The sequence below is a fragment of the Kitasatospora sp. HUAS MG31 genome, from assembly GCF_040571325.1.
Classification (GTDB): Bacteria; Actinomycetota; Actinomycetes; order Streptomycetales; family Streptomycetaceae; genus Kitasatospora; species Kitasatospora camelliae.
This window is the reverse complement of the sequence record NZ_CP159872.1, coordinates 6,579,881-6,600,964: the sequence shown is the minus strand read 5'-3', so window position 1 is coordinate 6,600,964 and position 21,084 is coordinate 6,579,881. Positions and strand designations below refer to the sequence as shown.

Below are 21,084 nucleotides of genomic sequence, written 5' to 3'. Positions count from 1 at the left end.
CACCTGCGCGCCGCGGCAGGGGGCACCGAAGGCAACGGGCCGAGCACAACAAGGGGCGCGGGGAACTGCGCGCAGCGGAAGGGACGGACCGCCCGGACGGCGATGGCGGTACAGCCGGCCGCCGTGTCCCGCCCCCGGACCGTCCGCTAGGAGCCCGCCGGCGCGGGCCCGCTGCGGGGCGGGCGGCCGCCGAGGAGGGTGGTGGCGTGGGCCCCGGTGCGGCAGCCGGCTTCGGCGGCGGTGGCCGGGTCGGCTCCGGTGAGGGCGGCGGCGAGGTAGCCGCCGGTGAAGGCGTCGCCCGCGCCGGTGGTGTCGACGGGAGTGACCGGTACGGCGGGCACCTTCGCCAGCAGCCGGCCGTCCCGGGCGGCCAGGGCGCCCGCCGGGCCGAGCTTCACCACCGCCTCGCCGTACTCGGCGCTGAGCCGTTCGGCGGCCTCGACCGGGTCCTGACGGCCGCTCAGCAGCCGCGCCTCCGCGAGGTTGGGGAGCAGCAGGCCGATCCGGTCGCCGAGGGCGCGGCGGAAGGCGTCCGCCCCGAGCCGTTCGATGAAGCCGGTGGAGGCGGGGTCGGCGCTGACCGGGAGGCCGCGGCGGTGGGCGGCGGCGGTGGCTAGGGCGGCGAGCCGGCGGCCGGGGTCGGAGAAGTAGAGGTAGCCGGAGAGGTGGAGCCGGGCGGCGCCGTCCAGCAGGCTCTCGTCCCAGTCCTGCGGTCCGAGGGCGGCGCAGGCTCCGGAGTCGGTGAGGAAGGTCCGTTCGGCGTCCTCGTCGACCAGAGCTATCACCACGGCCGTGGGGAGTTGCGGGTCGACGGTGAGCCGGGTGCGGACGCCCGCGGCCTCCAGCGCCTCCCGGTGCCAGCCGGCGGAGTCGGCGCCCACCCTCCCGAGCAGCCGCACCTCACCCGCCGCGGTTCCGCCGCCGGCCCGACCCGTCGTCCCCGCGTCGACGAGCGACCAGGCCGCCCAGGCCGCCGCGTTGGCCCCGGCGCCACCCGGCAGCACCCGGATCCGGGCGGCGGTGTCGGTGTGCGGGGCGAGCGGCCCGCGGTGCAGCGCGACCACGTCGGTCACCACGTCGCCGACCACGACCAGCCCGCCCGACGGCCCCGGCGATCCCTGCGGCCCCGGCGACCCCGGTGGCACCTCGCCGCTCATCCCTTCCGCCCGGCCCACTCCACGGCGACCTCGGCCGCGAGCCGGACGTTGCCGCGGACGGCGGCCAGGTTGGCCTCCAGCGAGGCGCCGCCGGTGTGTTCGGTGAGGTGGGCGAGCAGGAACGGGGTGATGGCCTGGCCGCCGATCCCCCGGCGTTCGGCGGCGGCGAGCGCCTCGGCGAGCACCCGGTCGTGCAGGGCGGGGTCGAGCTGCTCGGCGGCGGGCACGGGGTTGGCGAGGACGAGGGCGCTCGGCGGTCCGCCGACCCGGTCCTGGGCGGCCATCACGGCCGCGGCCCCGGCGGGGTCGGTGACCGTCCAGTCCACCGGCCGGCCGGAGCTGGTGAGGTAGAAGCCGGGGAACTCCCCGGTGCGGTAGCCGACGACGGTCACCCCGAGGGTCTCCAGGCGTTCCAGGGTGGCGGGGACGTCGAGGATGGACTTCACCCCGGCACAGACCACGGTGATCCTGGTACGGGCGAGCAGGCCGAGGTCGGCGGACTCGTCCTGGGTGGTGGCCCAGTCCCGGTGGACGCCGCCGAGGCCGCCGGTGGCGAACACCCGGATCCCGGCCCGGGCGGCCAGGTGGGCGGTGCCGGAGACGGTGGTGGCGCCGCTGGCGCCGGCGGCCAGGGCGGGGGCGAGGTCACGGAAACCGAGCTTGCGCAGGGACGGGTCCTCGGCGACCCGGTGCAGCGCGGTCTCGTCGAGGCCGATCCGCGGGACGCCGTCGAGCACCGCGATGGTGGCGGGCACCGCGCCGGCGGCCCTGACCAGGCCTTCCAGCTCGGCGGCGACCTCCAGGTTCCGCGGCCGGGGCAGGCCGTGGGCGATGATGGTCGACTCCAGCGCGACCACCGGCGCGCCCCGTTCCAGGGCCTCCCGGACCTCCTCCGACGGCCGGAGCCCGAACTCCCCGGACTCGGACTCCCCGGACCCTGATTCTCGGAGCCCGGACGCCCGGAGCTCCCGGGACACGGACGGTGCGGCGAAGTACGGCGGGGCTTCGGTCATCCCCCATACCTGGCTCGGCCCGGGCGGGTTCAAACCCGCGCCGAACGGCCGCGCGCCCCGCCCCCGGACGGATCCGGGAACGGGGCGCGGCATGGGACGCGAGGGGGTCAGGCCGCCCGCTCGGCCGCCACCGGCGGCTTGGCGGCGGTCCGCCCCGGCAGCAGGAAGAAGGCCAGCGTGGGCACCAGGTACAGCGCCCAGACCCAGACCTGGAGCTTCGTCGGGTCGGGCTGGAAGTTGAACACGCCCTTCAGCAGCGTGCCGTACCAGCTGTCCACCGGGATCTGCTCGCTGATGTTGAAGGCGAAGTCGTGCAGCCCGCCGATCCAGCCGGCCTCCTGCAGGTCGTGGACGCCGTACGCGAGCACGCCCGCCGCGACCACCACCAGCATCGCGCCGGTCCAGGTGAAGAACCGGGCCAGGTTGATCTTCAGCGCGCCGCGGTAGAACAGCCAGCCCAGCACCACCGAGGTGAGCAGGCCGAGGGTGGCGCCGATCAGCGGGTTCCAGCCCTCGCCGGTGGCCTGGACGGCCGTCCAGATGAACAGCGCGGTCTCCAGGCCCTCCCGGCCGACGGCGAGGAAGGCGGTGACCACCAGGGCGACGGTGCCCATCGCCAGCGCGGCGTCCAGCTTGCCGTGCAGCTCGGCCTTGAGGTGCCGGGCGGTGCGGCGCATCCAGAAGACCATCCAGGTGACCAGGCCGACCGCGATGATCGACAGCGAGCCGCCGAGCGCCTCCTGGGCCGCGAAGGTCAGCTGGGTGGAGCCGTACTGCAGCACCGCGCCGAAGGCCATGCTGAGCAGCACGGCGGCGGCGATGCCGCTCCACACAGGCGTGAGCCGGTCCTTGCGGCCGGTCTTGACCAGGTACGCGATCAGGATGCAGACGACGAGGCTGGCCTCCAGCCCCTCGCGCAGGCCGATCAGGTAGTTAGCGAACACGGGTGTGTCCTCCTCGGGTTGTACCGGACGGGCTGTCAGCCGAAGAGGGCCTGGCCCCACCACTCGCCGGGCTTGCGCACACCGGGCGGGCAGGCGAAGTGCGCGGATCCGACGTGCTGGGTGTACTCGTCGTGCAGCACGTCATGGGCGGCCAGTGCCTGCTGGACCGGGATGAAGGCCTTGCGGGTGTCGCGCTGGTAGGCGAGGAAGAACAGGCCGGCGTCCAGGCGGCCGAGACCGTCGGTGCCGTCGGTGAAGGAGAAGCCGCGGCGCAGGAGGGTGGCGCCCTTGTTGCTGTCCGGGTGGGCGAGGCGGACGTGCGAGTTCTCCGGCAGGTCCTTGGGGTCGAAGGCGTCGCGCTCGCGCTGCTTGCCGATCGGCGCGCCCTCGCCCTTGGTGCGGCCGATGATCTCCTCCTGGTCGGCCAGCGGGGTGCGGTCCCAGGTCTCGATGTGCATCCGGATGCGACGCGCGACCAGGTACGAGCCGCCGGTCATCCACTCGGGGCCGTCGCCGGGGGCGACCCAGACGTGCTGGACCTGGGCGTCCTTGTCGGTGCCGGCGACGTTGTGGGTGCCGTCCTTGAAGCCCATCAGGTTGCGCGGGGTCTGCTCGTCCGGGGTGGTCGAGGAGGTCTTGCCGAAGCCCAGCTGGGACCAGCGGACGTTGACCACGCCCATGCCGATGCGGGCCAGGTTGCGGATGGCGTGCACGGCGACCACCGGGTCGTCGGCGCAGGCCTGGACGCAGATGTCACCGCCGCTGCGGGCCGGGTCGAGGTTGTCACCGCGGAACTTGGGCAGGTCGACCAGGGCCTCGGGGCGCTTGGCCTTCAGCCCGAAGCGGTCCACGCCGTCCTTCTCGAACAGGGTGGGGCCGAAGCCGATGGTGAGGGTGAGCCGGGAGGCGGGCAGGCCCAGGGCCTCGCCGGTGTCGTCCGGCGGGGCCTCGGGCAGGCCGCCGCCGGTGCCCTTGCCGACCTCGCGGCCGCCGGCCATGGTGGCGCCGGCCTTGGTCCACTCCTTCAGCACCCTCACCAGGGCCTCGCGGTCCTTGGTGATGACGTCGAAGGCGGCGAAGTGCAGCCGGTCCTGGACGGGGGTGGCGATGCCGGACTGGTGCTCCCCGTAGAACGGGATCTCCACACCGAACTTGACCGGGGCGGGCTCCCCCGAGTGCCGGGTGGCGGCGGCCACCGTGCCCACGCTCGCCGCGCCCAGCGCCACCCCGGCGCCGGCCCAGCCGATGACGGCGCGTCGGCTGATCGGACCGCGCGTCCCGGCGGTCTGCTCGGTCTCGGCGGCCGGAGCGGCCGACTGCTCGTTCTCGGCGTCCATGACGGATTCCTTCTGGTGCTGGCCGCCGACGGCCGCGGCGGCCGGTCGGGCCGCCGCGGCAGTCGCGCGGACGGGGTGGGGGGGAGGCGGGAGGTGGGCCCGGGACTACTTGACGACGACGGCGGCGGCCAGCTTGGACAGCGGCTCGCCCAGCGAGTTGACCGCGTCCGAGAAGGTCTTCCGCTCGGCCTCGGTCACCTTGTCGTACGAGGTGTAGGTGTCACCCTGCTTGTACTTGGCCAGCAGGCCCTGCAGCGCGTCGAACTCGCCGTCCAGGGTCTTGGCCAGGTCCGGCTGCTGGGCCGAGACGACGGGCTTGAGCAGCTCGTACGCCTTGCGGGCGCCCTCGACGTTGGCGGCGAAGTCCACCAGGTCGGTGTGGCTGTAGCGCTCCTCCTCGCCGGTGACCTTGCCGGTGGCGACCTCGTCCAGCAGCTCCTTGGCGCCGTTGCCCATGCTGGTGGGGGTGATCTCGGCGGAGGCGACGCGCTTCTGCCAGTCCTTCAGGTCGACGAGCAGCTGGTCGGCGAGCTTGGCCTCGTCGGCACCGGCCTTGCCGTCGGCCCACAGGGCCTTCTCCAGGCGGTGCCAGCCGGTCCAGTCCTGGCCGGCCTCCAGGCCGTCCTCGCGGACGTCGGTCTTGGGGTCGATGTCACCGAAGCTCTCGGCGATCGGCTCGGTGCGCTCCCAGCCGATGCGGGACGGCGCGTACAGGGCCTTGGCCTTCTCCACGTCGCCGGCCTTGACGGCGGCGACGAACGCCTCGACCGCCGGGATGGTGGCGTCGGCCTGCTCCTGGGCGTACTTGCGGTAGGCCTCGACGGCGGCGTCCAGACGCGGGTCCTTCTTGGCGGCGTCGCCGCCGCCCTCGCCGGTGACCGTGATCGCCGTGCGGATGCCGTCGCCGACCATGCCCGGCTTGCAGGCGACCTGGTACGTGCCGGCCTTGATCTCGGCGGTGATGCTGGCCTTGGTGCCGGGGCCGATGTTCTCCCGCTCGGTGACGATCTTGTCGCCCTCGGCGTAGACGTACACCTCCGTGGTCTTGGAGCCCTTGTTGGTCACCTCCAGCTGGACGTGGCCGGCCGGGAAGGTGGTCTTGGAGAGCTCGCAGGCGGTGTCGGAGGCGTTCACCTGGACGGCGTCGGCCGACGCGGCCCCGTCCTTCTTCTCGGAGCAGCCGGTGAGCGCGGCGCCGGCCACGGCGAGGATGAGCAGCGCGGCTGCGGTCGAACGCGGGCGACGGGCGGCGGACATGCGGACTCCACGGGTGATGCGGCAGGGGCGGGGCACAGCAAAAACTGGACAGCGGGGTCGTGCTCGGCCCCCCGGCCGCCCAGTTAGTTAAGGCATACCTTAGATACCTCGCGGCCCCGGCGTCCATACCGGCCCCCCTGCCGGGACGTCCACCCGCCGCGCCGATCCCCGATCAGATCCGGCCACCCGGGTGCGCCGGACCCCTGACCCTCCGTCATACCCCGTGGCCGCGGCCCGAACCACCGTCGCGTCAACCCCTGGGCGCCCCGCCGGGTCCGCCCCGCGCGGGCGACGAAAGCGTTTCCTGACGCCCCGCCCACCCGGAAGCTCGATGACACTCGGTACCCCTTCACGTGCACACTCCGTGCCGCCACGCCCATGATCGAGACCAGAACGTGGCACTCAGTACCTTTACACACGGCACTGAGTGCCATACCGTCCTGATGGCAGCACGCCCCGACCGCACGCCCGCCCGGGCGGCGGTACGGCGGCGCGACCCCGGCATCCCGGAGGAGACGACATGACACCCCTGGTTATGGCACCCCCCGCCGCCACCGCCCCTGCCCCCGGCGGCGAACTGCACTACCGGCGCTGCGAGTGGTGCAACTCCGCCACCGCCTCCACCCACATGCTCTGCCCGGTCTGCGGCTCGGCCGACCTGGCCCCGGCGCTCAGCGCGGGCGCCGGCACCGTCCAGCGCCTGCTCCGCCCCTCCCGGCGCGGCCCGCTCCCCGGCCGCCCCTACCTGGTGACCCTGGACGAGGGGTTCTCCGTCCCGGCCGGGGTGGTCGGCGGACTGCCGGGCGCCGTCCCGATCGGCGCCCGGGTCGAGCTGGTCAGCGCCGAGGACGACGGACGGCTGCTCACCTTCCGCCCGGTACCGCGCACCTGAGCCCGGCCCGGCCGGCTTCCCCTGTCGCGCCGGCCTCCGGAGCAGCCGGCCTCCGGAGCAGCCAGCCTCCGCCCCGGCCCGGGAATGGCCGGATTCAGATGAATGTTCAACCTCTCGTCCGTCCGTGACCGTGTCACCGAGCGAGAGGAGCCACCGTGCACACCCCTACCGCCACCCACACCCCGGGCCGGCCGGAGACGACCGCCGACCGCTGGGAGCGCGCCTCGCTCCACTTCGAGAAGAAGGCGTACGCCGACGCCGCCCGGATCCTCGCCGAGGTGGTCGCCGAGGTCCCGGAGCAGGTGGCGCCCCGGCTGCTGCTGGCCCGTGCCTACTACCACTCGGCGCAGCTGCGGCGGGCCGAGGAGGAGCTGCGCGCGGTGATCGCCCTCGACCCGGTCGAGGAGTACGCCCACCTGATGCTCGGCCGCACCCTGGAGCGCCAGGGCCGGGCCGGCGAGGCCGCCCGCTGGCTGCGCACGGCCGCCGCCCTCGGCTCCACCGGCTGACCCCCGGGCCGGCGGGGCCGCCCGGCCGCCGGCCGGCTCGGACCGCCCCGCTGGTTGCCCGCCCCCGCGCCTCGGCGCACGCTGGACGCGGGGGCGGCGGGCGGGTCGTCCGACCCGGCCGGGCGAGACGGGGGAGAGACGCGAGGTAGGGCGATGAGGACCCTTGAGGAGCAGATCGACGTCGACGTCCCGCTCCGGACGGCCTGGGAGCAGCTCCACCGGATCGACCAGTACCCGCGGTTCGTCGACGGCGTGCTGAGCGCCTCCGCGCTGGGCCGCAACCGGGCCCACCTGGAGCTGGAGGTGGCCGGCACCCACCACGAGCTGGACGCGGAGATCGTGGACCGCGGCCAGGGCAAGGTGATGGGCTGGGAGACCCTGGACGGCCCGCGGCTGAAGGGCACCTTCGCCCTCCGCCCGCTCGACGCCGACCACACCCAGCTGCAGATCCGCCTCGAGTACGACCCCGACACGCTCAAGTCCCAGCTCGGCGGCCCCAAGGGCTTCGCCCAGGTCAGCGCCATCGAACGCACGGTCCGCGAGGACCTCGAACACTTCAAGCAGCTCGTCGAGGAGAGGTGACCGGGCCCTCCGGACCCGCCTTCCCGGTGTCCACCTGCCCTCGAGGTCAGGCGCTGACCCGTGTGACCCCGTAGCCGGCCCGCTCCGCCGCGGTCGCGAAGGCCGCGGCGTCCCGCACCGCCGCCCCACCGGGGTCGTTGTTGAAGTACACCCACACCGTGCCGCCCGCCCCCGCCCAGGCGCCGCCCGCGCGTTCCACCCACCCCGCCAGGGCCCGCCGTCCGTACCGCGGGGCCGGCGCCGCCCTGCCCTCGTGCAGCCGCAGGTAGCCCCAGTCGCAGGTGACCCACAGCGGGGTGACCGGCCGCGAACCGCGGTCCGCCCAGCACAGCGCCGCACCCCGGTGCTCCAGGACCTGCCGGACCTCCGGCACCCACCAGGACGGGTGCCGCGGCTCCACCGCCACCGCCGAGCCCGCCGGGAAGCAGCGCAGGCAGTCGTCCAGCAGCCCGGCGTCGGCGCGCAGGGTGGGCGGCAGCTGGAGCAGGACCGGGCCGAGCCGGTCGCCGAGGCCCTCGGCGGCGGTCATCAGCCGCCGGACCGGTTCCGCGGGCTCGCGCAGCCGTTTGACGTGGGTGAGGAAGCGGCTCGCCTTGACCGCCCAGCGGAAGTCCTCCGGGGTCCGCTCGCGCCATGCGGCGAAGGTCGCCCGGCTCGGCAGCCGGTAGAAGGCGTTGTTGCTCTCGACGGTGGCGAAGTGCCGGGCGTACTCCTCCAGCCACAGACGTTTGGGCGCGCCCTCGGGGTAGAGCACGCCCCGCCAGTCGTCGTAGCTCCAGCCGGAGGTCCCGATCACGAACGGCACGGCGCACCCCTCGGCGGCTACTGGATCGGCTGTTCCGCCCAGATCACCTTGCCGGTCGCCGTGTACCGGGTGCCCCAGCGCTCGGTGAGCTGGGCGACCAGGAACAGGCCGCGGCCGCCCTCGTCGGTGTCGGCCGCGTAGCGCAGGTGGGGCGAGGTGCTGCTGCCGTCGGAGACCTCGCAGATCAGCGTGCGGTCGAGCAGCAGCCGGACCCGGATCGGCCCGGAGGCGTACCGGATGGAGTTGGTGATCAGCTCGCTGAGCACCAGTTCCGTGGTGAACACCGCCTCCTCCAGGCCCCAGCTCTCCAGCTGGCGGCTGACGGCGGCCCGGATGCCGGCGACGGCGGCGGGGTCGGAGGGGACGTCCCAGACGGCGATCCGGTCGGCGGGCAGGGCGCGGGTCTGGGCGACCAGCAGGGCGATGTCGTCGCCGGGGTCGTCGGGCAGCAGCACGGAGAGCACGTCGGCGCAGGTCTGCTGGGGCGAGCGGCCGGCGTGGGCGAGGGTGGTGCGGAGCAGTTCCAGGCCGTCGTCGATGTCCCGGGTGCGGTCCTCGACCAGGCCGTCGGTGTACAGCACCAGCCGGCTGCCCTCGGGCACCGGCAGCTCGGCGGTCTCGAACGGCAGCCCGACCAGGCCGAGCGGCGGTCCGGCGGGCAGCTCGGGGAACTCGACCCGGCCGTCGGGGTGGACCAGGGCGGGCAGCAGGTGCCCGGCGCGGGCCATCGCGCAGGTCTGGGTGACCGGGTCGTAGATGGCGTACAGGCAGGTGGCGCCGGTGATCGGCACCTCGCCGTCGCGGGCGGCGCGGTCCTGGTCGATCCGGTTGACCAGGTCGTCGAGGTGGCCGAGCAGCTCGTCGGGCGGCAGGTCGAGGGTGGAGAAGTTGTGCACCGCGGTGCGCAGCCGGCCCATGGTGGCGGCGGCGTGCAGGCCGTGGCCGACCACGTCGCCGACGACCAGGGCGACCCGGGCGCCGGGCAGTGGGATGACGTCGAACCAGTCGCCGCCGACCCCGGCCTGGGCGGGCAGGTAGCGGTAGGCGATGTCCAGGGCGTTCTGCTCGGGCAGGCCGCCGGGCAGCAGGCTGTGCTGGAGGGTGACGGCCATGGCGTGCTCGCGGGTGTACCGGCGGGCGTTGTCGATGCAGACGGCGGCCCGGGCGCCGAGCTCCTCGGCGAGCGAGAGGTCCTCCTCGTCGAAGGGCTCGGGCCGCTCGGAGCGCCAGAACGTGGCGATGCCGAGGACCACGCCGCGGGCGGTGAGCGGGACGGCGATCAGCGAGTGGACGCCGTGCGAGCGGGCCTGGTCGGCGCGGTGCCGGTCGTGGTCGTCCCAGGCGTCGAGCGCGTCGGCGAGGTCCGACTCGGCGACCGCCCGGGCCTGCTCCAGGCTCCGGGCGCGCGGGGTGCCGGGGACGATCGGGACCAGCCGGCCGACCGGGTAGAGCGGGGTTTCCGGGCTGATGCCGCTGAGCGCGGTGCGGCGCATCGGGTGCCCGCCGGGGCCGGGTGCGGTGGTGGGCTCCTCGCCGTCGAGGACGGGCTGGGCGAGGTCGACGCTGACGAAGTCGGCGAAGTCCGGGACGAGGGCCTCGGCCAGTTCCTCGGCGGTGCGCACCACGTCCAGGGTGGTGCCGATGGAGCCGCTGGCGTCGTACAGCAGCTTGAGGCGCCGGCGGGCGAGGTCGGCCTTGCCGGAGAGGGCGCGCAGTTCGGTGGTGTCGCGGAAGGTGGCCACGTAGCCGGGCGGGCCGCCGCCGCGGTCGGTCGGTCGGATGTTGACGGCGAGCAGCCGGTCCCCGGCGGCGACCACCTCGTCGGTGACCTCCCGTCCGGAGGTGAGCAGCTCGGTGACCTCGGGGTCGAGGCCGAGTTCGGCGACCGGCCGGCCCTCCTGCTCGGGCGCCAGCGCGAGGAGCCGGTACGCCTCGTCGTTGGCGAGCTGGAGGCGCTGTTCGTCGCCGACGATCAGCACGCCCTCGCGGACGGCGTGCAGCACGGCGTCGTGGTGCTCGTACATCTTGGTCATCTCGACCGGGCCGAGGCCGCGGGTCTGGCGGCGGAGCCGGCGGCTGACCAGGGCGGTGCCGACGGTGGCGAGGGCGAGGGCGGCGGCCGCGGTGCCGAGCAGGATGGGGAGCTGCTGGTTGGCGGTGTTGGCGATCTGGCTGAGCCGGATGCCGGAGGAGACCAGGCCGACCACCTGGCCCTGGTCGTCCAGGACCGGGACGTTCGCCTGGACCAGCCGGCCGATGGTGCCGTCCACGGTCTCGATCACCGGCTGGCCCTGGAGGGCCGGGGCGATGTTGCCGATGAACGTCCCGCCGATCCGGGCCGGGTTGGGGTGGGTGTAGCGGACGCCCGCGGTGTTCATCACCACGACGAAGTCGACCTGGGCCTTGATCCGGACGTCCTCGGCCTTGGGCTGGAGGATGGCGGTGGGATCGGGCGAGCGCAGCGCGGGCACGATGCCCGGCGAGTTGGCGAAGGTCTGGGCGACCGACAGCGAGCGGTTGCGGGCCTCCTGGTCGACGGCGTTGCGGGACTGCAGCACCACCTCGACCCCGGCGGCGACCACCAGCAGCAGGACGATGGCCACCTGGAGGACGAACACCTGGCCCGCCAGGCTGCGCACGCTGAGCTGTGTCCACCGGGGGCGGTGCGATTTCCGACCGGTGGGACGGGGGGCCGACTGGGCCCGGGACCGGCCCCAAAACCGGGTCATACGGTCATGTCTACACTGCCGGGACCGCCCGGGCCAACGGTCCGGTAGGGCCTTCCCGCGGCTGCTGCGGCCACGATCGCGTCCAGTCGCTGGTGGTGGGCGCCGTGCCAGTAGGGGCGCCCGCAGTCCCGGCAGCGGACGAAGGCGCGGTACCGGCGGCGGGTGCCCGGGGGCAGCAGGTGCGCGACCGCGGCCATGGGCACCGGGGCGAGCGGGCCGTTGCAGGCCGGGCAGCGGGTCCACGGCCTGAGCGGCGGTGCGAACCGGTCGAGCACGTCGGCGAGCTGCTCGTCGGGGTCGGTGCCGCGGACGTGGGCGCCGAGCCGCAGCGCCCGGCGGTGCAGCAGGCCGCGGTCACGGGTGAGCAGGACCCGCTGCTCGGCGTTGGCCCGGCGGACCAGTTCCTCGTCGTCCAGGTCGTTGCGGTACGCGGCGTCCACCCCGAGCAGGCGCAGCCGGCGGGCGAGGGTGCCGAGGTGGACGTCCAGCAGGAAGCGGGGCGGGGCGGGCTGGGGTCGGGCGACGGGTTCGATCCGGACCCGGTCGCCGGGCTCGGGGCGGTAGGCGGCGCCGACCGCGCGGCGGCCGGTGCTCATCGCGCCGACCTCGGTGAGCGGCACCCCGGCGGCCTCCACCAGGTGACCGAGGGTGGAGGTGCCGTCCAGCGCGACCGGCACCTCGCCGTGCCGGTACCGCGGGCGGAGGAAGAACCTCAGCTCGGCGGGGAGTTCCAGGTGGGCGAGCGGTGCGGGCACACCTCCAGGGTGCGCCCGCACCGCCCGGGGACGTCCGGGGTCAGCCGCAACGGCCGGCCGCCCAGTCGTAGGTGGCGGTGGCGCTGGAGTACGTCCACTGCGGGGTGAGCAGGTCGCGGTCGAGCCGGGCGGCCGCCTCGGGGCTCTCCACGATGTAGCCGAAGTCCTGCAGCCAGGCCGGGTAGAGGTTCTTGGAGCCGATGTAGAAGGCCGAGCCGTCCACCGAGACCAGCTTGTGGTGCAGGGCGTACGGGTGGCCGTCGGCCCAGGTGGGGGTGGCGGCGGCGCGGTAGGTGGCGAGCTGGAGGCCCGAGCACATCGCGGCGGTGGCCTTGGCGCGGTCGCCGGTGAGGGCGGTGAGCTTGTCCCGCAGCAGGTCGCTGACCTCGTTCAGGGACTTGATCTGCGAGTAGCCGCCGCTGCCGACCGCGCCCCGGTTGGCCGGGTCGCTGACCACGATGCGCAGCTTGACGCCGTCGGTGAGCTTCTTGGCGAGCAGGTCGTAGAGGCGGATGTCGTAGCGGGCCAGCGGCGGGCAGGTGGCGTTGAGGTCCTGCTGGGAGATCTCGACGTGGCTGCGGGCGCCGGCGACGAGGGCGCGCAGGGCGTTCTCCTCGGGGTTGACCGTCTCGTAGTCGCGGTCGGCGTTGGTGTTGTCGTGCAGGCCGACACCGCAGCGGGCCTGGGAGGCGTCCGGCAGGGCCGGGCGGTAGGCGGAGGTGCGGTCCGCGTCGCGGATGCCGGCGCCGAGGCCGCCGACGGCGATCACCGGGACGGTGCCGGGGGCGTTCTCCCCGGACGCACCGGACGCGTCCGGGGTGCCGGACGGCGGGTAGAGGCCGGTCGGGCAGGAGGCGCCCTTGGTGGAGGAGAGCCAGACGCTGACCGGGTTCCAGGCGTTGGAGCAGGTCCAGGACCAGAGCTGGTCGAGGTAGCGGCCGGCCGAGCCCGCGGCGGGGCCGGTCAGGGCGAGGTCGACGTCGGTGACCGGGTGGGTGGTGTCGAGGTAGTCGTTCTTCCAGTCGTTGATGCCGCCGACCACCGCGGTCCGGCCGTCCACCACGAGGATCTTGGAGTGGTTCCAGGAGAAGGCGGTCCGCGAGGTGGTCATCGAGGCGACGTGCAGGGTGACGCCGCCGGCGGCGGGGCCGAGCTTGCGGTTGAGCTCGTCGCGGTACGAGGAGGGGACCACGTTCAGGTGGTAGAGCGGCGCGGCGCCGACCAGGATCCGCACGGTGGGGTGGTTGCCGGCGGCGACGGAGGCCTTGAGGCCGGCCACGATCGCGTCCTGGAAGGCGCCCTCGGGCAGCGGGGCGAGGGTGGAGATGTCCACGGTCCGGGTGGCCTTGGCGATGTCGCCGGTCATCCGGTCCAGCAGCCGGGCGGTGCCGGGCCGCTCGCGGCAGGCGCTGTCACCCCAGCAGCCGGGGGTCTGCAGCAGCCAGCCGCCGTCGGCGTCCAGCCGGTTGCCGGCGGTGCGTTCCCAGACCTGGCCCTGGAGGCCGGGCGAGACCTCCTTGAGGGTCTTCTCGATCGGGTCCAGGTACGGGGTGGGCGGGGCCGGTTCGGCGGCGGCGGGGGTGGCCGCGAGGGCGGTGAGCGGCAGGGTGCCGAGCACGGCGGCGAGGGCGAGCAGGGGTCGGCGCAGACGGCGACGGAGCACGGGGGAGGTCCTTCAGTACGGGCGACGGGGCCATGGCACATGACAGTGGGGTGGCACCGCCGGACATTGCTACCTGACGGTAACCTGACAGTCCGTCGGCTGTCGACCCGCCGACCGGCGGGGCGCCGGCCGTCCCGCACCCCGCCGATCCGCAGGTCCGGCTCCCGCCGCTCAGCGCCCGCCGATCTGCAGGCCCGCCAGCTCCGCGTCGTCCTGGACCAGGATCCTGGCCTGCTCGACCGTCAGCGGCCGGGCGAACAGGTACCCCTGGCCGAGCGGGCAGCCCATCGAGGCCAGCAGGTGCCGCTGCGCGGTGTTCTCGATGCCCTCCGCGATCACCTGGACGCCCAGGGTGTCCGCGATCCTGGTGATGCCCTCCACCAGGGCGTACTGCTGCTGGGAGAGCCCGAGCCCGTCGATGAAGGACTTGTCGATCTTGAGGACGGAGATCGGGAACTCCCGCAGGTAGCTCAGCGAGGAGTACCCGGTGCCGAAGTCGTCGATGGCGATCCGCACGCCGAGGTCGCCGAGCGTCTTCATGTCGGTGCGCACCCGCTCGTCGCGGCGCATCAGCACGCTCTCGGTGAGCTCCAGGATCAGCGAGCCCGGGTGGATGCCGGTGGTGTCCACCACCTGCCGGACCTGGTCGACGAAGCTGGCGTCGCGGAACTGCCGGGCCGAGACGTTGACGCTCACCCTCAGCGGCCGGCGGCCGCCCGCGGTGCGCCGCCCGGAGCTGAGCCGCTGCCAGGCGGCGGCCTCGGCGGCGGCCTGCTCCAGCACCCAGGCACCGAGCGGCACGATCTGCCCGCTCTCCTCGGCGAGCGAGATGAACTCCTCCGGCAGCACCATGCCGCGCCGCTCGTGCGGCCAGCGCACCAGCGCCTCGAAGGCCACCAGGTCGCCGCTGACCAGGTCCACGATCGGCTGGTAGTACAGCGCGAAGGCCGACTCCGCGATGGCGGTGTCCAGGCTCTCGTTGAGCTCGTGCCGCTCGACCAGGCCGGCCTGCAGCGCGTGCCGGTAGCGGCACCACTGCCGCTTCCCGGCGGCCTTCGCCGAGTACAGCGCCAGGTCGGCGTGGGTGAGCAGCTCGGTGCTGTCCACGCTGTCCTCGGTGGTGGCGACGCCCACGCTGGCGGCCACCCGGACCGCACCCGAGCTGAGCCGGAACGGCTCGTCGAACACGCCGAGCACCGCGTCCGCGGTCGCCCCGACGTCGGCCGGGGAGAGCGCGTCCTCCACCAGGACGGCGAACTCGTCGCCGCCGAGCCGGGCCGCGGTGTCGGAGGTGCGCAGCGCGGTGGAGATCCGCAGCGAGACGGCGACCAGCAGCTCGTCGCCGACCGCGTGGCCCTGGGTGTCGTTGACCACCTTGAAGTCGTCCAGGTCGATGAAGAGCACGCCGGTGACCGTGCCGCGGCGCTCGCTGCGGGTCAGCGCGTGGCCGACCCGGTCCTGGAACAGCACCCGGTTGGCGAGGCCGGTCAGCGAGTCGTGGAAGGCCCGGTGGGTGAGTTCGCGCTCCATCTGCCGGTGGTCGGTGACGTCCCGCAGGGTGAGGACCAGGCCGCCGACGGTCGGGTCGTCCCGCAGGTCGTTCCAGCGCACCTCGGCCTCGATGGCGCTGCGGTCGGCGCGCAGCAGCCGCCAGTGCTCGCGCTGGTCGGACTGCTCCCGGGTCCGCATCCGGACCAGGGCCTGGTTGACGGCCTTGCTGTCCTCCGGCGGGACGAGGTCGGCGAGCCGGGAGCCGTCCAGCGACGCGTGACCGAGCACCCGCTGGGCGGAGGAGCTGGCGTACCGGATGGAGTCGTCGGCGTCGAGGATGAGGATGACGTCGGAGGCGCTCTGCACCAGGGTGCGGAAGTACAGCTCGCTGTTGCGCTGGTTGACCTCTCGACTGAGCATCACGCGCTCGACGGCCAGTGCCGATTGGGCGGCCAGGATGTCGATGGTGCCCCATAAGGCGGTGAGCTGGTGCTCGGTACCGCCGACGATGAGCACGCCGATCAGCGGCTCGCCGAGGGCACGCTTCTCCAGCGAGAGCGGGCAGACCAGCGCGGAGGGCAGACCGGCGAACCGCTCCTCCAGCCCGCCGCCGAGGTCCTCCACCGGCAGCAGCCGGGTCTCCTGCATCTCGTGCACCGGCGGGAGGCGCAGTAGGGTCCCCCGGTCGCCGCGACGGTCCCACAGCGCGCCGTCGTCGTCGCACAGGGCGAGCAGGGCGGCATGCTGCTGGCCCGGCGGCATCAGCGCGGAGGCGGCGTTCTGCACCACGTCGGCGACCTCGGTGAAGGTGCCGGCTCCGCCCAGTGACGCACCGGCCACCCGCAGTGCCCGCTCGCGGGCGATCGCGTGCCTGTGCACCGTCACCGACCCTGCCAGCCGGGCCATCACCAGCATGAACAGCACCGCCGAGAACGCGGCGATGACGCCGGCGTGGCTGGGGTCGCCGCGGGCCACGTCGATCAGCAGCAGAACCGGGGCGAGCAGCGAGGCGACGGTGAGCAGGACCAGCCGGGAGGCCGAGATGTCGGGCGGCTGGGAGGGGATCGGCCTGGTGAGCTCCACCATCGAGGGGTGCAGGGCGGACGCTCCCCAGGCGGTGTAGTACACCGCCCAGCCGAGCTCCACCGGGCTGCCGATCCGCCAGCTGCCGTGCAGCTGGATCAGTCCGTACAGGACGTCCGAGATCATCAGGCCGACCGTGCCCAGGGTGAGCAGCTGCAGCGAGCGGCTGTACCCGCCGCGTGGCACCACCAGCCGCATCAGCATGGCCAGCACCAGCACGTCACCGAGCGGGTACGCGATCGAGACGGCCTTCTGCAGCCAGGTGAGATCGGGGTTCCGCTCGTACGGGATGATCAGGAACAGCCAGACCAGCAGGGCCAGGCTCACGGTGAGGGTGAGGGCGTCGATCATGCTGCCGCGGTCCTGGTGGGCCGTTCGCCAGCGGATGAAGCCCGAGAGACCGATCGCGTACAGCACGTACTCGGTCAGGTAGAACGCGTCGGCCAGGGACGGGAAGTCCGTCTGTCCGAGGTACTCGGTCTGGATGACCTGGACCACCTCACCCACGGTGAAGGTGAGGTTCGCGAACGCCAGGATGTACCAGTAGCGGGCGTGGGCGGGGCTGTTGAGCCGTGCGCCCACGATGATGGCGGCCACCCCGCTCAGGCCCATGGCCGTCCACCAGACGATCCGGTCTTCCGGATTGAGGTAGTAGACGAGGGTCAGCAGGGCCATCCACACGAGGTAATACGCCGTCAGGCGTTTTCTCCGGAGAGTCAACCGACCTACCTCCCGGGGGGAGCCGTGGCGCCTCAATCATACCCAGCGCCCCCGGTGTGCCTATAGTCGAAATATCAGGCGCGGAACGGCCCGCATTTCCGGCCCTTCCGCAGGTGGCGACGATCCCACCGCCCGTCGGCGAGGTCCGCCGGCAATTCCCTTCACCGCACTCCCGAGGTCTGGCCGGTGGACAAGCCGAATCACTCGAAATCGCCCGGCGGCGCGCAGAGCGCCGTTCTGCGGAACGATGTCGGTCAGTACGCGATCTGGCCGGAAAGCCTTCCGGTACCGGACGGCTGGACGGCCGTGTCCGGGCCCGCGCCCCGGTCCGAGTGCCTGGACGTGGTGCGCTCCCGCTGGCACGACCTGCGCCCCGTGGGGCCGTCCCCGCACGGCCGGACGGTCCCCGAGCTGTTCCGCCGCCAGGCCGCCCGGACCCCGCACGCGGTCGCGGTGCTGTCCGAGGACGGACCGCTCGACTACCGCGCCCTGGACCGGCGCAGCGACCGGCTGGCGGCGGGGCTGCGCGAACGGGACGTCGGTCCGGAGTCGGTCGTCCCGGTGTGCCTGGAGCGCACGGCGGACATGGTGGCCGCCCTGCTCGGGGTGCTGAAGGCCGGCGGCGCCTTCATGCCGCTGGATCCGGCCCATCCGGCCTCCCGGCTGCGGAACCTGGTCCGCAGCTCCGGGGCCGCCACCGTGATCAGCGCCCACGAGCAGTCCTGGCTGTTCGGGCCCGCCGCGGTGACGGTGGAGGACTGCGTGGCCCTCGCGGGCGACCGGCCGCCCGCCCGCGAGGTGCTCCCGGAGGACCTCGCCTACCTCATCTACACCTCCGGCACCACCGGAGTGCCCAAGGGCGTGCTGGTCAACCACCGCGCGCTGGCCTTCGCCCTCTCCCGGGTGGCCGAGGCGTACGGGCTGACCCCCGAGGACCGGGTGCTGCAGCTGGGCGCCCTGGGCTTCGACACCTCGCTGGAGCAGATCCTCGCGCCGCTGATCAGCGGCTCCACCCTGGTGCTCGGCGGCCGGCACACCTGGGCGCCGATCGAGCTGGCCTACCGGATCCCCGAACTGCGGCTCACCGTCGCCGACCTGACGCCGACCTACTGGCACCGCTTCCTGGAGGTGCTGGCCGACGGCGGCCGGCCCCCGGCCGCCCTGCGGCTGCTGATCGTCGGCGGCGACACCGTGCACGCCGAGGACTGCCGCACCAGCCTGCGCCGGCTGCCCGGCACCCGCCTGCTCAACGCCTACGGCCTCACCGAGGCCGGGATCACCTCCACCCTGTGCGACCTGGACGAGGGGCTGCTGCACGCCCCCGCACACGCGCCGGTCCCGGTGGGCCGTCCGCTGCTCGGCGCCCATGTCCACGTCCTGGACGAGAAGTTGGGCCCGGTGCCGCCGGGCCGCCGGGGCGAGGTGTACATCGGCGGCCTGGGCGTGGCCCGCGGCTACTGGGGCAGCCCCGACCTGACCGCCCAGGTCTTCCTGCCCGATCCGTACGCGGGCGGCCCCGGCGGGCGGATGTACCGCACCGGGGACGCCGGGCGGTGGCGGCCGGACGGCAACCTGGAGCTGCTGGGCCGCACCGACGAGCAGGTCAAGGTCCGCGGCTTCCGGGTCGACCCGGCCGAGGTGGAGGCCGTGCTGGCCGAGCACCCGGGGGTCGGCCAGGCCCGGGTGCTCGCGGTGGACGAGGACGGCGGCACCAGGTCGCTGACCGCGTACTACACCCGGACCGGCCAGGAGACCGGCGACATCCGCGAGTTCCTCGCCGAGCGGCTGCCCGACTACCTGGTGCCGGCCTCCTTCGTGGCGGTCGAGCAGATGCCGGTGACCCCGGCCGGCAAGGTGGACCGGCAGAGCCTGGTGAAGGCCGGTCCGCCCGCCGGGAGGGGCGGAAACGGCGGCACCGCCACCGAGCACGGCCTCGCCTACCTGTGGGCGCAGCTGCTCGGCGTGGACGAGGTCGGCGCCCTGGACGACTTCTTCGAACTCGGCGGCAACTCCCTGCTGGCGATGGAGATGCTGGCCCGCGCCCGGATCATGTTCGGCCTCGGCATCGGCCTGGTCCGCGAGCTGACCCGGGCCCTGCTGCGCAACCCCACGCTCGGCGCGTTCACCGCGATGGTGCAGGAGGCCCGGTCCGGCATCGCCAACGGGTCCGGCGTCCCCGAGCGGATCGACTTCACCGCCGAGGCCGAACTCGGCGTACCGGTCCGGCGGACCGCCGGCGCCACCCCCGCCTGGGAGCGGCCGCGGGAGATCCTGCTCACCGGCGCGACCGGCTTCTGCGGCGCCCACCTGCTGGAGAACCTGCTGGCCCGGACCGACGCCCGGGTGCACTGCCTGGTCCGCGCTCCCGACCGGGAGCACGGCATGGAACGGCTGCGCGCCGCGCACCAGCGGTACCTGCGCCACGACCTGAGCTCCCAGCGGGTGGTCCCGCTGGTCGGCGACCTGGCCGAGCCGCTGCTCGGACTCGGCCGACCCCGCTTCGAGCAGCTGGCCGACAGCCTGGACGCCATCCACCACCTCGGCGGGCAGGTCAACTTCCTCTACCCGTACCGCCAGTTGAGGGCCGCCAACGTGGCCGGCACCCGCGAGGTGATCCGGTTGGCCGGGCACTCGCGCGGGATACCGGTGCACTACCTCTCCAGCATGGCCGTGATGGCCGGGTTCGGACCGGCCGGGATCGGCGAGATCTCCGAGGAGACCCCGCTCGGCCACCCCGAGCACCTCTCGGTCGGGTACGTGGAGAGCAAGTGGGTGGCCGAGGCCCTGCTGCACAACGCGGCGTCCGCCGGGCTGCCGGTCGCGGTGTACCGGGTCAACGACGTCACCGGCGACCTGGTCACCGGCACCACCAACACCGCCACCGAGCTCTACGCCATCATCAAGTACCTCGCGGACAGCGGGAGTTGCCCGGACGTCCAGCTGCCGCTGGACTTCGTCCCGGCCGACTCCTTCACCCGCGCGCTGGCCCACCTGGCGGTCACCGCGCCCGCCGACGGCCGGGTCTACCACCTCACCAACCCCAGCCCGGCCCTGCTGCCCGCCCTCGCCGACCGGCTCACCGCCCGCGGCCGCCCGGTCCGGCGGATCCCCTACCAGTCCTGGGTGGAACAACTGGTGGCGTACGCGTCCGAGCACCCCGAGCACCCGATCACCCCGTTCGTCCCGCTGTTCGTCGACCGCTCGGCCGGCACCGACCTGTCGATCAGCGAGATGTACTTCCACCCCACCTTCCCGCGGTTCACCCGCATCAACGCCGAACGCGAACTGCGCGGCACCGGCATCGAGTTCCCGCCGGTCGACGACGGCCTGCTGGACTTCTACCTGGACCGGCTGGAGTCCCACGGCCACCTGGAGCAGGCCGCATGAGGCCCTTCTGGCAGACGCTCGACCTGTCGGCCGCCCCCGCCGACGCACCCGCCGCGTTCTGCGCGGACCTCGGCCCGGAGAGCCTGCTGGCCGCGTACGGCTGCGGCCTGTTCCCGATGCCCGCCGCTGACGACTACGGCCGGTTCATGAACGAGGCCCTGTACGAATCTCAGGTCGCCGCCCGGGCCATCGCGGTGCCGGGCGGCGAGGAGGAGGTGCCGTACCAGGTCGCCTGGTGGTCCCCCGACCCGCGGCCGGTGGTGCCGCCCACCGCGGTCCGGCTCGGCCGGCGGCTGCGGCGGCGGCTGCGCAACCGGCTCGACTGGTCCACCACCGCGGACCGGGACTTCGAGCGGGTGGTGGACCTGTGCGGGGAGGGGCGCGAGCCCCGCTGGCTGACCGGGGACCTGCTCAGCGGCCTCCGGGCGCTGCACCGCCTCGGGCGGGCGCACAGCGTGGAGGTCTGGGAGGACGAGGAGCTCGTCGGCGGGGTGTTCGGCGTCCGGATCGGGCCCGTGCTCAGCCTCGACTCCATGTTCCACCGCCGCCCGGACGCCTCCCGGGTCGCCGTCGCCGACCTCGCCGCCCGCTTCGCCACCGTCGGCGGGCTCCTCCTGGACGCCCAGTGGGACAGCCCCCACATCCGCAGCCTCGGCGCCACCCCCGTCCCCCGCGCCCACTACCTCACCGTCCTCCACACCGGCCCCGAAGCCGGCCCGCCCCCCGCCACCCGGCTCCCCGCCCACCGCCTCGCCTGAAG

Annotated in this window: 15 protein-coding genes; 5 read left to right on the top strand and 10 right to left on the bottom strand. The window is 74.0% G+C overall.

The genetic code is table 11. The annotated features are described in order from the left end of the window. Positions 1-146: 146 nt before the first annotated feature. The 5 genes from ABWK59_RS29450 to efeO all read right to left on the bottom strand — a co-directional run bounded on the left by ABWK59_RS29450 (position 147) and on the right by efeO (position 5,708). On the bottom strand, positions 147-1,157 hold the full coding sequence (locus ABWK59_RS29450; protein ID WP_354643679.1) for a carbohydrate kinase family protein: 1,011 nt from the start codon (positions 1,155-1,157) through the stop codon (positions 147-149). Beyond that, positions 1,154-2,170, bottom strand: coding sequence for a pseudouridine-5'-phosphate glycosidase (locus ABWK59_RS29445; protein ID WP_354643678.1), 1,017 nt, complete (start codon positions 2,168-2,170; stop codon positions 1,154-1,156). Before ABWK59_RS29445 ends, ABWK59_RS29450 begins: the two co-directional genes overlap by 4 nt. Positions 2,171-2,277: 107 nt before the next feature. Beyond that, a complete protein-coding gene (gene efeU / locus ABWK59_RS29440) occupies positions 2,278-3,114 on the bottom strand; it encodes an iron uptake transporter permease EfeU (RefSeq protein WP_354643677.1) in 837 nt (278 codons plus the stop codon). 35 nt (positions 3,115-3,149) lie between these two features. Further along, positions 3,150-4,451 (bottom strand): iron uptake transporter deferrochelatase/peroxidase subunit, encoded by a 1,302-nt coding sequence (efeB, locus tag ABWK59_RS29435; protein ID WP_354643676.1) that lies wholly within the window; start codon positions 4,449-4,451, stop codon positions 3,150-3,152. Between the two features lie 105 nt (positions 4,452-4,556). Then, entirely contained in the window at positions 4,557-5,708 is a 1,152-nt protein-coding gene (efeO, locus tag ABWK59_RS29430) for an iron uptake system protein EfeO (RefSeq protein ID WP_354643675.1), read from the bottom strand. A gap of 520 nt (positions 5,709-6,228) precedes the next feature. On the opposite strand from efeO, the gene ABWK59_RS29425 reads away from it, so the two are divergent. The 3 genes from ABWK59_RS29425 (at position 6,229) to ABWK59_RS29415 (ending at position 7,691) form a co-directional block, all read left to right on the top strand. Next, the gene (locus ABWK59_RS29425; RefSeq protein WP_354643674.1) at positions 6,229-6,600 is read left to right on the top strand and encodes a Zn-ribbon domain-containing OB-fold protein; all 372 of its coding nucleotides are present in this window, start codon (positions 6,229-6,231) and stop codon (positions 6,598-6,600) included. A gap of 155 nt (positions 6,601-6,755) precedes the next feature. Next, on the top strand, positions 6,756-7,109 hold the full coding sequence (locus ABWK59_RS29420; protein ID WP_354643673.1) for a tetratricopeptide repeat protein: 354 nt from the start codon (positions 6,756-6,758) through the stop codon (positions 7,107-7,109). A gap of 153 nt (positions 7,110-7,262) precedes the next feature. Next, a complete protein-coding gene (locus ABWK59_RS29415) occupies positions 7,263-7,691 on the top strand; it encodes an SRPBCC family protein (protein ID WP_354643672.1) in 429 nt (142 codons plus the stop codon). A gap of 46 nt (positions 7,692-7,737) precedes the next feature. Here ABWK59_RS29415 and ABWK59_RS29410 read toward each other — a convergent pair whose 3' ends face one another. From ABWK59_RS29410 to ABWK59_RS29390, 5 genes are all read right to left on the bottom strand, one after another. Next, positions 7,738-8,496, bottom strand: a complete 759-nt coding sequence (locus ABWK59_RS29410) for a DUF72 domain-containing protein (RefSeq protein WP_354643671.1) — start codon at positions 8,494-8,496, stop codon at positions 7,738-7,740. 17 nt (positions 8,497-8,513) lie between these two features. Beyond that, complete coding sequence (locus ABWK59_RS29405; protein ID WP_354643670.1) at positions 8,514-11,225, bottom strand: SpoIIE family protein phosphatase; 2,712 nt, start codon at positions 11,223-11,225, stop codon at positions 8,514-8,516. After that, a complete protein-coding gene (locus ABWK59_RS29400) occupies positions 11,222-11,980 on the bottom strand; it encodes a Mut7-C RNAse domain-containing protein (RefSeq protein WP_420492869.1) in 759 nt (252 codons plus the stop codon). Before ABWK59_RS29400 ends, ABWK59_RS29405 begins: the two co-directional genes overlap by 4 nt. Positions 11,981-12,020: 40 nt before the next feature. Then, positions 12,021-13,643 (bottom strand): phospholipase, encoded by a 1,623-nt coding sequence (locus ABWK59_RS29395; protein ID WP_354643669.1) that lies wholly within the window; start codon positions 13,641-13,643, stop codon positions 12,021-12,023. 171 nt (positions 13,644-13,814) lie between these two features. Further along, the gene (locus ABWK59_RS29390) at positions 13,815-16,892 is read right to left on the bottom strand and encodes a putative bifunctional diguanylate cyclase/phosphodiesterase (RefSeq protein WP_354643668.1); all 3,078 of its coding nucleotides are present in this window, start codon (positions 16,890-16,892) and stop codon (positions 13,815-13,817) included. Positions 16,893-17,123: 231 nt separating this feature from the next. On the opposite strand from ABWK59_RS29390, the gene ABWK59_RS29385 reads away from it, so the two are divergent. Together ABWK59_RS29385 and ABWK59_RS29380 are read left to right on the top strand one after the other, a co-directional pair. Then, entirely contained in the window at positions 17,124-20,324 is a 3,201-nt protein-coding gene (locus tag ABWK59_RS29385; protein ID WP_354643667.1) for an amino acid adenylation domain-containing protein, read from the top strand. After that, a complete protein-coding gene (locus ABWK59_RS29380; RefSeq protein ID WP_354643666.1) occupies positions 20,321-21,082 on the top strand; it encodes a leucyl/phenylalanyl-tRNA--protein transferase in 762 nt (253 codons plus the stop codon). The genes ABWK59_RS29385 and ABWK59_RS29380 overlap by 4 nt, the downstream gene beginning before the upstream one ends. The last annotated feature ends 2 nt before the right edge of the window (positions 21,083-21,084 follow it).

Coding starts and splice junctions, on each gene's coding strand:
- ABWK59_RS29450 (WP_354643679.1), bottom strand. CDS start 1,157: ATGAGCGGCGAGGTGCCACCGGGGTCGCCGGGGCCGCAGGGATCGCCG.
- ABWK59_RS29390 (WP_354643668.1), bottom strand. CDS start 16,892: ATGGCCCTGCTGACCCTCGTCTACTACCTCAATCCGGAAGACCGGATC.
- ABWK59_RS29415 (WP_354643672.1), top strand. CDS start 7,263: ATGAGGACCCTTGAGGAGCAGATCGACGTCGACGTCCCGCTCCGGACG.
- ABWK59_RS29405 (WP_354643670.1), bottom strand. CDS start 11,225: ATGACCCGGTTTTGGGGCCGGTCCCGGGCCCAGTCGGCCCCCCGTCCC.
- ABWK59_RS29425 (WP_354643674.1), top strand. CDS start 6,229: ATGACACCCCTGGTTATGGCACCCCCCGCCGCCACCGCCCCTGCCCCC.
- efeB (WP_354643676.1), bottom strand. CDS start 4,451: ATGGACGCCGAGAACGAGCAGTCGGCCGCTCCGGCCGCCGAGACCGAG.
- ABWK59_RS29445 (WP_354643678.1), bottom strand. CDS start 2,170: ATGACCGAAGCCCCGCCGTACTTCGCCGCACCGTCCGTGTCCCGGGAG.
- efeO (WP_354643675.1), bottom strand. CDS start 5,708: ATGTCCGCCGCCCGTCGCCCGCGTTCGACCGCAGCCGCGCTGCTCATC.
- ABWK59_RS29380 (WP_354643666.1), top strand. CDS start 20,321: ATGAGGCCCTTCTGGCAGACGCTCGACCTGTCGGCCGCCCCCGCCGAC.